The sequence below is a fragment of the Caulobacter sp. P4_E5 genome (genome assembly GCF_056401555.1).
This window is the reverse complement of sequence record NZ_JBFUJD010000038.1, coordinates 1-12,485: the sequence shown is the minus strand read 5'-3', so window position 1 is coordinate 12,485 and position 12,485 is coordinate 1. Positions and strand designations below refer to the sequence as shown.

Genomic DNA, 12,485 nt, shown 5'->3' with positions numbered 1-12,485 from the left:
CGAAGTCATATTCGACTATAATCTATTGGATATTTTATGTATTGATATGGTATTTATTCTATGCATATTCTTATCTATGCAATTTCCTCTTGCCATCTTTCGGAAGCGCTTCGACATCTTCGGCTTGCCGGTCGACTTGGTGTCGGGCGCGCCGGCGCTGCTGGACGCCGTCGGCCGGGCGTATGGCGACTGGCCTTCCGCCGGGACGGGCGAGGCGGCCCGGATCGAGATCCGGCTGGACTTGGGGGACGTCGATGAGGCGGAAGAGGACATCCGCGTCGACGGCCCGCGCCTGACGCTGCGCGGCGACGGCGGCGTGGGCCAGGCCGACGCGGTGACGGGCAAGGCGTGGGCGACCGTCGCGCCGCGGCTGGTCGGGGATCCGGCCGGGCTGGCGGCGCGGGTGACCGACACCCTGCTGCTGTTCCTGCTGACCCGCGCCGACCGCACGCCGCTGCACGCGGCCGGCGTGATGCTGGGGCGCACGGCGGTGGCGCTGGCCGGGCCCAGCGGCTCGGGCAAGAGCACCCTGACCCTGGCCGCGATGGAGCGGGGGCTTCCCATTCTGTCCGACGACACCCTGTACATCCAGCTGCGGCCGAGCCTGACGGTCTGGGGCTTTCGCAGGCCCCTGCATGTGTTTCCCCAAGACGCGCCGAGGTTCACTGAAGGGCTGCGATCGCGGGGCGGCAAGCTGAAGGCGATCGTGCCGGCGCCGCGCGGCGCCTTTGCCGAATCCGGCGCGGAGCGGGTCGCGGTGGTGCTGCTGGAGCGCGGCGAAAGCCTGGCCCTGGCGCGGCTGGACCCCGAGGCGACCCTGGCCGGCCTGGCGCGGCTGGAGCCCGGTTTCGACCTGCTGGCCCGCCAATCCGCCGAGGCCGCGCGGGCCCTGGCGGCTGGCGGCGGCTGGCGCCTGACCCTGTCGCGCGACCCCGGCGCGGCCATCGATTTCCTGCGCGAGCGCCTGCCGCTCGAGTTCGGGGCCTGAGCGTGCGCGTCGTCCATGTCAGCCTCGTGCGTCCGCCGGGACGGCCGGATCCGGAGGCGCTGCTGGCGGCCTGGCCGACGCTGGGTGACGTGGCCGAGGCGGTCGCCGAGGCCGGGGTCGAGACCACCGTCGTACAGTCGTTCCATCGTCAGGCCGAGCTGCGCCGCAACGGCGTGCTCTATCGGTTCGTGGCCGAGGCGGCGCTGCCGGGCCGGCCGACGGGCCTGGATCCGGGGTGCGTGGCCAGGGCGGTGCGGGCCGCCGACCCCGACGTGATCCACGTCAACGGCCTGGACTTCGCCTGGCACACCCGCGTGCTGTGCGGCCTGGGCCGGCCCGTCCTGGCGCAGGACCACGCCAGCGCCGCCTTGCCGCTGCTGGCCCGCTGGGGGCTGGCCAAGGTCGCGGGCCTGGCCTTCACCGACGTCGCCCAGGCCGGGCCGATCCTGGCTCGGGCGCGGCTACGGCGCGACCTGCCGGTCTTCGCCGTGCCGGAGTCGTCCACCCGCTTCACCCCGGGCGACCAAATCGAGGCGCGGGCGCTCAGCGGCGTCCATGGCGACCCCGCCGTGCTGTGGGTCGGACGGCTGCAGGCCAAGAAGGATCCGCTGACCATGCTGGACGCGGTCGAGCGGGCGGCGGCCAGGCTGCCGGATCTGCGCCTGTGGTGCTGCTTCCACGAGGCGCCGATGCTGGAGGCGGTGCGGGCGCGGATCGCGGGCTCGGCGGTGCTGTCCGAGCGCGTGCGCCTGCTGGGCCGACGGCCGCGCGACGAGATCGAGACCCTGTGCCGCGCCGCCGACCTGTTCGTATCGACCAGCCGGTTCGAGGGTTCGGGCTACGCTCTGATCGAGGCCATCGCCTGCGGCGCGGCGCCGGTCGTCAGCGACATCCCGTCGTTCCGGGCCCTGACCGGCGCCGGCGCGATCGGGGCCCTTGTCCCGGTCGGCGACGCGGAGGCCTTCGCGCGGGCCCTTGTGGAGACGGCGAGCCGGCTGGATCGGGCGGCGGTGGTCGAGCACTTCCGTCGACGTCTGTCGTTCCGGGTGGTCGGCCGGCGACTGGCGGAGGTCTATGCGCTCCTGGCGGAGGGGCGGTCGTGAAGCTGGCCCTGGTCGTGCCCGGCGGCGTCGACCGGTCGGGCGAGCACAGGGTCATTCCCTGCCTGCTGTGGCTGATCGAGCGCCTGGTCGCGGCGGGGGACGAGGTGCATGTGTTCGCCCTGGGCCAGGAGCCCGCGCCCGGCGACTGGACGCTGCTGGGCGCGCATGTGCGCAACGCCGGGGCTCGGCCGCGCCGTCTCAGGACCCTGGTCGACCTGCTGGCCGAGCATCGGCGCGGGCGGTTCGACGTCGTCCACGCCTTCTGGGCGGCGGGCCCCGGCGCGGTCGCCGCCCTCTTCGGCCGCCTGACGGCGACGCCGATGGTCCTGACCCTGCCGGGCGGCGACCTCTCGGCCTTGGAGGACATCGGCTACGGGGCTCGGCTGACGCTGGGCGGCCGGCTCTGGACCCGCCTGGCCCTGGCCGGCGCGCGGCGGGTGATCGTGCAGAGCGAGGCGATGGCCGCCCTGGCCAGGCCCTTCGGCGTCGCGGCGACGCGGATCCCGTTCGGCGTGGCCCTGGATCGCTGGCCGGCCGCGGCGCCTCGACCCCGCGCGCCAGGCGCGCCGCTGCGGCTGGCGCACGTGGCCAGCCTGAACCGGGTCAAGGACCAGGAGACCCTGCTGCGGGCGATGCGGATCCTGCGCGAGCGGGGCCTGGACTTCCATCTCGACATCGTCGGCCTCGACACCCTGGACGGCGCCGTCCAGCGGCGCTGCGCGGCGCTGGGCCTGGACCAGCGGGTGACCTTCCACGGCTTCCTGCCGCACGCGGCCACCCGGCCGCTGGTCGAGGCGGCGGACCTGATGCTGGTCAGCTCGCGCCACGAGGCCGGGCCGCTGGTGGTGCTGGAGGCCGCGATCGCGGGCGCGCCGACGGTGGGAACTCGGGTCGGCCACATCGCCGACTGGGCCCCGGACGCGGCCGTCGCCACGCCGATCGGCGACCCGCTGGCCCTGGCCGAGGCGATCCTGCGCCTGGCCGACGACGAGGCCGAGCGCCTGCGCCTGGCTCGCGCCGCCCAGGCCCTGGCCCTGGCCGAGGACGCCGACACGACGACCGCGCGGACGCGGCGCCTGTATCACGAGGTCGTCCTAAAGTTCGGGGCGCGATGAACGGTCGTTGACGGTCCCGGTACCCACGCCACGAGGCCGGCGGATCGGCGGGTGGGAAGACGCAAGCGCACTCGAATGAAGGACATCGCCGACACCACGCTGATGATCACGGGAGGGACCGGCTCGTTCGGCTCGACCGTGCTCCGCCACTTCCTGCGCATGCCGGTCGGAGAGATCCGCATCGTCAGCCGGGACGAGAAGAAGCAGGAAGACCAGCGCCAGCGCTTCGACGACCCGCGCATCAAGTACCACATCGCCGACGTGCGCGACTTCCGGGCCATGGAGAGCGTCACGCGCGGGGTCGACTACATCTACCACGCCGCCGCGCTGAAGCAGGTGCCCTCCTGCGAGTTCCACCCGATGGAGGCGGTCAACACCAACATCGCCGGCACCAACAACGTGCTGGACGCGGCGATCCGCAACGGCGTGCGGCGCGTGGTTTGCATGTCCAGCGACAAGGCGGTCTATCCGGTCAACGCCATGGGCATGTCCAAGGCCCTGATGGAAAAGGTGATGATCGCCAAGGCGCGCGTCGCCCGCGGCGCCCAGACGGTGATCTCGGGCACGCGCTACGGCAACGTGTTGGCGTCGCGCGGGTCGGTGGTGCCGCTGTTCATGAACCAGGTGCGGCGCGGCCAGCCGATCACGATCACCGACCCGGGGATGACCCGCTTCGTCATGACCCTGGACGAGGCCGTGGACCTCTGCTTCCACGCCTTCGAGCACGGCGCCAACGGCGACCTGTTCGTCCAGAAGGCGCCGGCCGTGACCATCGAGCTGCTGGCGCGCGCCGTGCTGGTGGTGCTGGGCAAGCCCGACCATCCGATCCGCATCATCGGCACCCGCCACGGCGAGAAACAGTTCGAGACCCTGCTGAGCCGCGAGGAGATGGCCTTCGCCGAGGACCGGGGCGGCTACTACCGCGTCAGCCCCGACAACCGCGACCTCAACTACAGCGCCTATGTCAGCGAGGGCGAGAAGAAGGTCTCCTCGTTCGACGACTACAATTCGCACAACACGCGGCGGCTGGACGTCGACCAGCTGGCGGCCCTGTTGCTCAGCCTGCCCTACGTGCGCGCCTTCGTCGACGGGAGCGAAGCCCATGACCATCTCTGATCGCCGGGTCGTCGCCGTCACCGGCGCCGGCGGCTTCATCGGGCGCAATCTGGTGGTGCGCCTGGGCGAGGCCGGGCTGGTCGTCCACCCGATCTCGCGGACCACCCCGACCGAAGAGGCCGAGGCGCTGCTGGCCGGGGCCGATGTGGTGGTTCATCTGGCCGGGGCGGTGCGGCCGCGCGATCCGGCCGAGTTCGACCAGACCAACGCCTACGCCGCCTGGGTGACCGGGGCGATCGCGCGGGGCGGGCGCCGGCCGCTGGTGATCTGCGCCTCGTCGGTGCGCGCCGACGACGACACGCCCTACGGGGCCAGCAAGCGCGCCGCCGAGCAGCTGGTGATGGACCTCGCCGCCGCCGGCCTGGCGCGGCCGGCGATCTACCGGCTGCCCAACGTCTTCGGCAAATGGGCGCGGCCGAACTACAATTCCTGCATCGCCACCTTCTGCCACAACCTGGCGCGCGGCCTGCCGATCCGCATCGACGATTTCGACGCGCCGCTGTCGCTGCTGTATGTGGACGACCTGGTCGACCAGTGGTGCGACCTGATCCTGAACCCGCCCGACGCGCACGGTTTCCTGGAGCCGGCGCAGGTTCGCCAGATCACCGTGGGCGAGACCGCCGAGATCATCGCCGCCTTCGCCGAGGGGCGGCGGGCGGGCCAGATCCAGTCGGTGGGCTCGGGCCTGACGCGGGCGCTGTATGCGACCTTCGTCGCCGCCCTGCCGACCGAGGCGTTCAGCTATCCGCTGGTGGCGCACACCGACCCGCGCGGCAGTTTCACCGAGGTGCTGAAGACGCCGGCCAGCGGCCAGGTCTCGTACTTCACGGCCCATCCCGGCGTGACCCGGGGCGGCCACTATCATCACAGCAAGGTCGAGAAGTTCCTGATCGTGCACGGCCAGGCGCTGTTCCGCTTTCGCCACATCCTGACCGGCGACCTGCACGAGGTCCGCACCAGCGCCGAGACGCCGGTGGTGGTCGAGACCATTCCGGGCTGGGCGCACGACGTCACCAATGTCGGCCGCGACATGATGGTCTCGCTGATCTGGGCCAGCGAGGTGTTCGATCGCGCCCGTCCGGACACGGTGGCGGCGGCCGTATGACGGTCCGAAAACTGAAGGTGATGACCATCGTGGGCACGCGCCCCGAGATCATCCGCCTGGCCCGCGTCACGGCCGCCCTCGACCGCTGGACCGACCATGTCCTGGTCCATACCGGCCAGAACTACGACTACGAGCTGAACGGCGTCTTCTTCGACGAGCTGAGCCTGCGCAAGCCCGACCGCTTCCTGCAGGCGGCCGGGGACACGGCCGCCGAGACGATCGGCCAGGTGATCATCGCCGCCGACAAGGCCATGGCCGAGGAGACTCCCGACGCCCTGCTGGTGCTGGGCGACACCAACAGCTGCCTGGCCGTGATCCCGGCCAAGCGCCGGCGGATCCCGATCTTCCACATGGAGGCCGGCAACCGCTGCTTCGACCAGCGCGTCCCTGAGGAGACCAACCGGCGGATCGTCGACCACACGGCCGACATCAACATGCCGTACTCGACCATCGCCCGCGACTACCTGCTGGCCGAGGGCTTTCCGGCCGACCGCATCGTCAAGACCGGCAGCCCGATGTTCGAGGTGCTGACCCACTACCGCGCCGGGATCGAGGCGTCGGACGCGGTGGCGCGCCTGGGCCTGGAGCCGGAGCGCTACTTCCTGGTCAGCTGCCATCGCGAGGAGAACATCGACTCTGCCCGTCAGATCGCCGGCCTGGTCGAGACCCTGGCGGCGGTGGCTAAGGCCTATGACCTGCCGATCGTGGTCAGCACCCATCCGCGCACCCGCAAGCGGATCGAGGCCCTGGGCCTGACGTTCGATCCGCGCGTGCGGCTGATGAAGCCGTTCGGCTTCCTCGACTACAACGCCTTGCAGATCGGCGCCCGGGCGGTGCTGTCCGACAGCGGCACGATCAGCGAGGAGTCCTCGATCCTGAACTTCCCGGCCCTGAACATCCGCGAGGCCCACGAGCGGCCCGAGGCGATGGAGGAGGGGGCGGTGATGATGACCGGCCTGGGAGCCGAGCGCGTGCTGCAAGGCCTGGCGATCCTGCAGGACCAGGCGCGCGGCGCGGCGCGCACGGTGCGCCTGCCGGCCGACTACGCCGCGCCCAACGTGTCCGACAAGGTGGTCCGCACGATCCTCAGCTATACGGACTACGTGCGGCGCACGGTGTGGCGCGAGCCGTGACCGGTCCCGGCCCACGGAGGAAGCCATGCGCTTCCTGATGGTCTGCATGCAGTACCCGACAGGACCGGGCCAGTCGTACATGACCACCGAGCTGGCCGACGCCCTGACCGCCGCCGGCCACGTGGTGGAGGTGCTGCACCTGGACTGGACGGCCCCGCCGGGCGCGCGGGACGAGACCTTGGTCAGCGCCTCGGGCGTGCGGGTCGTGCGCTGTCCGGCCCGGGCCCTGGAAGGGCTGGGCGCGATCGTGCGCGGGGCCAGCAAGTTCGTGCTCAGTGGCCTGCGCGCCGGCCGCGCGGCCCGGCGGTCGTTCGACCTGGCGGGCTTCGACGCCCTGATCGCCTGGGCGCCGGCGGTGGCGATCGCCCCCGTTTTGGCCCAAGCGCGAAAGGCCGGGATCCGGCGGCGCATCCTGTTCATCTGGGACTTCTTTCCCGACCACCATCGGCAGATCGGCCGGATCCCCGGTGGCGCGCCGTTCCTGGCCGCCCGGGCCTGGGAGCAGAGCCTGCTCGGCGACTTTTCCACCGTGATCTGCACCCTGCCGGGCAATGCCGACTACCTGCGGCGCAACTGGCGGCTGAAGCCCGACCAGCGGGTCCTGGTGACGCCGATCTGGTCCGACGTGGCGCCCGTCCCGGCCGTCGACCGGGCGGCGGTTCGGGCGCTTTACGGCCTGCCCGCCGAGCGGCCGATCGCGGTGTTCGGCGGCCAGCTGGTCGAGGGGCGCGGCTTCGAGCAGATCCTGCAGGCGGCCCGGCTTCAGCGCGAGGACGACCTGCTGTTCCTGTTCGTCGGCGACGGTCGCCTGACGCCCCTGGTGCGGGCCGAGGCGGGGCGGCGCGGGAACGTGGCGCACCTGGCCGGCCTGCCGCGCGACGAATACCTGGACCTGCTGGGCGCCTGCGACGTGGGGCTGGTCGCCACCGTGYCGGGCGTCACCTCGTTCAGCATCCCCAGCAAGACGATCGACTACCTGCGCGCCGGCCTGCCGGTGGTGGCGGCCATCGAGCCCGGCAACGACTTCGTCGCCGTGCTGGAGGGCCATGGCGTCGGGGTCGGCGTGCCGTTCGGCCAGCCGGACGCGTTCGGCGCGGCGGCGGTCCGGCTGGCGACCGACCCGCTCGGACGCGCCGCCGTCCGCGCCGCCGCGCCGCTCTGCCTGGACGCGGTCTTCCACGTCCGCCGGGCCGTGGCGACGGTGCTGGACGCGGCGGGCGGTTGGGGCTGATCGACGTTCACCGAGAGCTAAATTYACCCGCCTTCCTGGGCCTTGTGCCCAGGACCCAGGGTTCAGCTTCACCAGAAGTGAGGCCGAGTTCACGGCCTTTCGGCCACGCGGACCCAAAGACTCCACGCCTGCCTCAAACATGGGTCCTGGGCACAAGGCCCAGGAAGGCAGTGTGATTTTGTCCTGCCCCAGATGAAGTCGATTGGCCTAGACCGTCGGCTTCGGCCTCCGCAGCACGGTGAGGCTGACCAGCGCGGCGACGACCGCATAGGCGCCGACATAGCCCAGCTGCGGCGCGCGGGTCTCGCCGGCGGCCGCCAGGGCGACGGTGATCCCCGCCATTAGGCTGAGAGCGCCGATCTCGATCGCCGCATAGCGTCCCGGCCGTCCTTGGGCGAAGGCGCTGTACATCGCCACCGACGCCCAGACCCGGAAGCCGTCGCCGATCATGTAGGTCTGGATGACCGGGATGGCGGGCAGGTAGGCGTCGGACAGGAACAGGTGCACCAGCGGCCGCGCGCCCACCGCGAACACGATGGCGATCGCGGCCATGCCGGCCGCGCCCGCCGCCCAGAAGCGCAGCGCCAGCCGCCGGGCGGCGGCCGGGTCGTCCTGGCGGGCCAGGCGCGGCACGAACGACTGGATCATGAACAGGCCCAGCAGCTGGGTCGACATGTCGGACACCCGGTTGGCGGCCATCCAATAGCCGAGCTCGGTGTGGCCGAAGGCCTCGCGATAGTGGGCGCGCAGGCCAAACAGGATCAGGGCGGAAAAGCCGGTGGTCGCCGCCAGCGCCGCCGAATAGCGCACCAGCGGGCGGACCCGCGCCAGGGCGGCGGGCCAGGTGGTGGCGGGGATCTTCAGCCGCAGGCTCAGCAGGGCGGCCGTGGCGGTGGTGACCAGGCCGCCGGCGGCGAAGGCCATGGTCGCCGCGATGGGTTGGCCGCGGACGATCAGCCAGGCCGCCGCCCCGGCCCCGGCCAGCAGCCCCAGCCCCTGGGCCGAGAGACTGGCGACCACCTTGCCGCGTCCCGACAGCAGGCCGCACCAGATCTGGCCGGCGCCACAGGGCAGGGTCAGGGCGGCGACGGCCAGCACGGCGGGCCAGTGGCGGCCGCTGCCGGTCAGCAGGTGGGAGATCGGCCCGCCGGCGATAGAGACCACCGGAACCAGCACGGCCAGGGCGGCGGCCCACAGGATGAAGGCCGCGCCGCGCGTCGCCGCCAGGTCCTCGCCGTCGTCGGCCGCGGCGGCCTGGCGGATCAGCCCGCTCTGGGCGCCGGCGACGGCCATCAGGTTCAGCAAGGCGGCGAAGGCCAGGAACTGCGAGAACTCGGTGAAGCCGGCGACGGGCAGGAAGCGCGCCGACAGCTTCAGCAGCAGCAAGCCCACGGCGACCCGCAACCCGAAGAAACCCAGGACGGCGACGATCCGTGTCACGCGGGGGGACGACCCGAGGGGGCGGACAACACCGCCGACAGGGCGTGGCGTCGGCGGTGCCACAGCCACACCCCGATCCAGACCGTCAGGATCACATAGCCGTCGTAGCTGGCCAGCACCTGGTTGTTGGCCGGCAGGTAGAACATCATGGTGGTGGTCAGGCAGAACAGCACCGCCGCCGGGTCGCTCATCCCCGCCGCCGCCTCGCGCCACCACAGGCCCCAGAGCCAGGCGATCAGGCCCAGCACCAGCACCGCCCCCGGAAAGCCGACGTCGTTGGCCAGCCAGGTCATCAGGGTCGACCAGTAGTACTCCTCCGACCAGTGGTCGCCGCCGTTGCGGTAGGTGTAGGTGCGCAGGTGCAGCGACGGGTCGCCGGTGACCGCCTCGTAGACCGACAGCGACGCCGGCGAGTGGCCGGCCCCGAAGGCGGTGTCGAACGGCTTCTCGAGGGCCAGCTCCAGGCCGTAGTAGCCGGAGCAGGTCGACAGGATGAACACCGTGGCCCCGAAGCGCTGGGGCAGGGGCAGCCAGGCGATCCAGGGACTCTGCAGGTCGGCGCAGATGCGGCTGTTGTTGGCGCAGACCACCGAGCGGTTGATGAAGCCGCCCAGGCGCTGGTCCTTGCGCTCGATGAACAGCCCTTGCGCGAACGACAGGAAGACCAGCGCGACCAGGGCCCACGACCAGTAGCGGCGCACCAGCTGGAAGCCCTGGTGGCCCAGCACGCGGCTGCGGCCGAACGAGACGAAGGCGGCGGCGACGCCGACCACGAACAGGTCGGCGATCTCCTTGTCGGTGCCGCGCATGATCGAGAAGACGATCGAGCACAGCACGGTGACGACGACCGCCGCCCGGCTGGTCCAGCCGATCGAGCTCCAGCGGGTCACGCCCAGCGGCAGCACCAGATAGGTGAGCGGGGCGGAAAAGGCGCGCAGGGCCACGATGGCGTTGCGCTGGCCGGTGGTCGCCAGGAGCTGGGTCTGCAGGCGGCGATAGGCGCCGCCCTGGTCGCGCAGGGCGTCCATGGCCTCCCAGGGCGGCCGGCCGGTATAGGCGTAGCTGGTCGGGATCAGCAGCAGGGCGGCCACCACCGCGCCGGCCGCCAGCAGGGCCGGCAGCATCGGCAGGGGTCCGCTCACCCGGGTGTCGCCCGCCGACCCGGCGAACGCGCAGACGCCGGCCACGACCAGGCACAGGACCATGTAGCCGATCAGCCGGACCCAGTCGTCGGCATGGTAGATCGGCCAGTTGATCGGCCAGAGCAGGAACAGGGCGAAGGTCGCGACCAGATAGGCCATCACCAGGACCAGGGGCAGCCGCGTGGCGGTTCCCCTCGGCGTCACCACGGGGACCGCGCGCGAGACCTTCGGCCGGGACGGGAGAGGGACGGGGACTTCGGTCAAGATGGGGAGGGCTCAGGGTCGATCCTGGGCGTGAGTACCCTCCAGCACCCGAAGGGTTCGATCGACGCCGCGCTCGAACGCCAGGTGGTCGCGATAATAGGCCTGGCCCGCGGCGCCCATCGCCGCGCGCGCCGCGCGCGGGGTGTCGGCCAGGGCTTCGATCGCGGCCGCCAGGGCCGCCGCGTCGCCGGGCGAGGCGACGCGGCCGGCGCCCGACCGGGTGAGGATCTCGGCCGCCTCGCCGGCCACGGCGGCGACGATCGGCCGGCCCATCGCCAGGTAGAACTGGGTCTTCGACGGGATGGTGATCCGAAACAGCGGATCGTCGGCCAGCGACATCAGCAGGGCGTCGGCCCGGGCGAAGACCTCGATTATGGCGCGGGGCGAGATCCGTGGTTCGAACCGCACGATGTCGACCCCGGCGGCGACGGCTTGGGCGCGCAGGGGCTCGGCCTCGACGCCCTCGCCGTGCAGCACGATCGCGATGTCCCGCCGCCGCGCCTGCAGCAGGGCGGCGGCTTCGATCACGGTCTCCAGCCCCTGGGCCCGGCCGAGATTGCCGCCATAGGCGAGGGTGAAGACGGCGGGGTCGGCCTCCACGGACTGGTCCGGAGTATCAGTCGCCGGGGCGGGCAGGTCGGCCCAGTTGCGGATCGTGGTCAGCCGGGCGGCCGGCACGCCGCGCGCCACGAGCGTCTCGCGGATCCCCTCCGACTGCACGATCACGGCGGCGGCGCGGCGATGGACGAAGGCGCAGAGCAGCCCCAGCACGCCGACCAGCCGGCCGGCCCCGGCCATGCCGGTGGCCGCGATCGTGTCGGGCCACAGGTCCTGGACGTCCAGCACAAACGGCAGGCCGCGCACCCATCCGGCCAGGGCCGCGGCCAGGCCGACCGTGATCGGCGGATGGTAGACATAGGCCAGGTCGTAGCGCCGCCGCCTCAGCAGCCCATAGGCCAGGGCCGACAGGAAGAACGACACGAAGGTCAGCGAGCGGCGCAGGCTGGAGGCGTCGTGGCTGGGATAGAGCGGCAGGCGAACCACCTCGACGCCCTCGATGACCTCGCGCCGCCGCCACCCCATCCGATAGCCCGGATAGAGCTTGCCGGTCGGGTAGTTGGGAAAGCCGGTGACCACCGTCACCTGGTGCCCCGCCGCCTCCAGCGCGCGGACGAACGCCAGTCCCTTCAGGATGTTGGGCTCGGGGTCGAACCACTGCGTCAGGTACAGGATACGCATTCGAAAAATCTCTGACGGGGCGGCTCTTTGAACCGGGCCCAGGGAAAGGCGCACCTATCGACATTCGGCGGGGCGACCGCCTCGCTCATCACAAGGCGGCGCGTGGTATGTGCTCCCAAGGCGGTCCTCTGGTTCCATTCTTTGATTGGAAAGCCCTCTACGCCGAACGGGCGGACACGTTCGGGCGCATCCTTCACGAAACGGCGGCGTCGGGCGGGTTCATCCTGCAGTCGGCGGTCGACGGGTTCGAGGCCGCCCTGGCCGAGTATCTGGGCGTGCGCCACGTGATCGGCGTCTCCGACTGCACCCACGCCATGCTGCTGGGTCTGCGGGCCTCGGGCCTGGAGCGCGGCGCCGAGGTGATCCTGCCGGGCCACAGCTTCGTGGCGGCGGCCCAGGCGATCCATCACGCGGGCGGGCGGGCCGTGCCGGTCGAGCTGTCGGAGCACGACTGGCTGGTCGATCCGGACGCGGTGCGCGCGGCGATCACGCCGCGAACCCGGGCGATCATGGCGGTGCACGTCAACGGCCGGGTGTCGGACATGGACGCGCTGCTGGCGATCGCCGCCGAGCATGGGCTGGCGGTCTACGAGGACGCCGCCCAGGCCC

At 71.8% G+C, this 12,485-nt stretch carries 11 protein-coding genes; 8 read left to right on the top strand and 3 right to left on the bottom strand.

The genetic code is table 11. The annotated features are described in order from the left end of the window. Positions 1-76: 76 nt before the first annotated feature. The 7 genes from AC1DSO_RS13290 to AC1DSO_RS13260 all read left to right on the top strand — a co-directional run bounded on the left by AC1DSO_RS13290 (position 77) and on the right by AC1DSO_RS13260 (position 7,791). Positions 77-988, top strand: a complete 912-nt coding sequence (locus AC1DSO_RS13290; RefSeq protein ID WP_477069268.1) for a hypothetical protein — start codon at positions 77-79, stop codon at positions 986-988. A 2-nt stretch (positions 989-990) separates the two neighbouring features. Then, positions 991-2,091 carry a glycosyltransferase family 4 protein gene (locus tag AC1DSO_RS13285; RefSeq protein ID WP_477069267.1) on the top strand — a complete coding sequence of 367 codons (1,101 nt, stop codon included), beginning with the start codon at positions 991-993 and terminating at the stop codon, positions 2,089-2,091. Further along, positions 2,088-3,206, top strand: a complete 1,119-nt coding sequence (locus AC1DSO_RS13280) for a glycosyltransferase family 4 protein (RefSeq protein WP_477069266.1) — start codon at positions 2,088-2,090, stop codon at positions 3,204-3,206. Before AC1DSO_RS13285 ends, AC1DSO_RS13280 begins: the two co-directional genes overlap by 4 nt. A gap of 75 nt (positions 3,207-3,281) precedes the next feature. Continuing rightward, positions 3,282-4,322, top strand: coding sequence for a polysaccharide biosynthesis protein (locus tag AC1DSO_RS13275; protein ID WP_477069265.1), 1,041 nt, complete (start codon positions 3,282-3,284; stop codon positions 4,320-4,322). After that, entirely contained in the window at positions 4,309-5,427 is a 1,119-nt protein-coding gene (locus AC1DSO_RS13270) for a polysaccharide biosynthesis C-terminal domain-containing protein (RefSeq protein ID WP_477069264.1), read from the top strand. Before AC1DSO_RS13275 ends, AC1DSO_RS13270 begins: the two co-directional genes overlap by 14 nt. Continuing rightward, complete coding sequence (gene wecB / locus AC1DSO_RS13265; RefSeq protein ID WP_477069263.1) at positions 5,424-6,560, top strand: non-hydrolyzing UDP-N-acetylglucosamine 2-epimerase; 1,137 nt, start codon at positions 5,424-5,426, stop codon at positions 6,558-6,560. The genes AC1DSO_RS13270 and wecB overlap by 4 nt, the downstream gene beginning before the upstream one ends. Before the next feature lie 25 nt (positions 6,561-6,585). Then, complete coding sequence (locus AC1DSO_RS13260; RefSeq protein ID WP_477069262.1) at positions 6,586-7,791, top strand: glycosyltransferase family 4 protein; 1,206 nt, start codon at positions 6,586-6,588, stop codon at positions 7,789-7,791. A gap of 207 nt (positions 7,792-7,998) precedes the next feature. Here AC1DSO_RS13260 and AC1DSO_RS13255 read toward each other — a convergent pair whose 3' ends face one another. The 3 genes from AC1DSO_RS13255 to AC1DSO_RS13245 are packed head-to-tail and all read right to left on the bottom strand — an operon-like array spanning position 7,999 to position 11,876. Further along, positions 7,999-9,231, bottom strand: coding sequence for an oligosaccharide flippase family protein (locus AC1DSO_RS13255; RefSeq protein WP_477069261.1), 1,233 nt, complete (start codon positions 9,229-9,231; stop codon positions 7,999-8,001). Next, positions 9,228-10,637: a hypothetical protein gene (locus tag AC1DSO_RS13250; RefSeq protein WP_477069260.1), complete on the bottom strand. Its 1,410-nt coding sequence runs from the start codon at positions 10,635-10,637 to the stop codon at positions 9,228-9,230. Before AC1DSO_RS13250 ends, AC1DSO_RS13255 begins: the two co-directional genes overlap by 4 nt. Before the next feature lie 12 nt (positions 10,638-10,649). After that, the gene (locus AC1DSO_RS13245) at positions 10,650-11,876 is read right to left on the bottom strand and encodes a glycosyltransferase family 4 protein (RefSeq protein WP_477069259.1); all 1,227 of its coding nucleotides are present in this window, start codon (positions 11,874-11,876) and stop codon (positions 10,650-10,652) included. Positions 11,877-11,983: 107 nt separating this feature from the next. On the opposite strand from AC1DSO_RS13245, the gene AC1DSO_RS13240 reads away from it, so the two are divergent. Further along, a partial coding sequence (locus AC1DSO_RS13240; protein WP_477069258.1) for an aminotransferase class I/II-fold pyridoxal phosphate-dependent enzyme occupies positions 11,984-12,485 on the top strand: 502 nt, incomplete at its 3' end.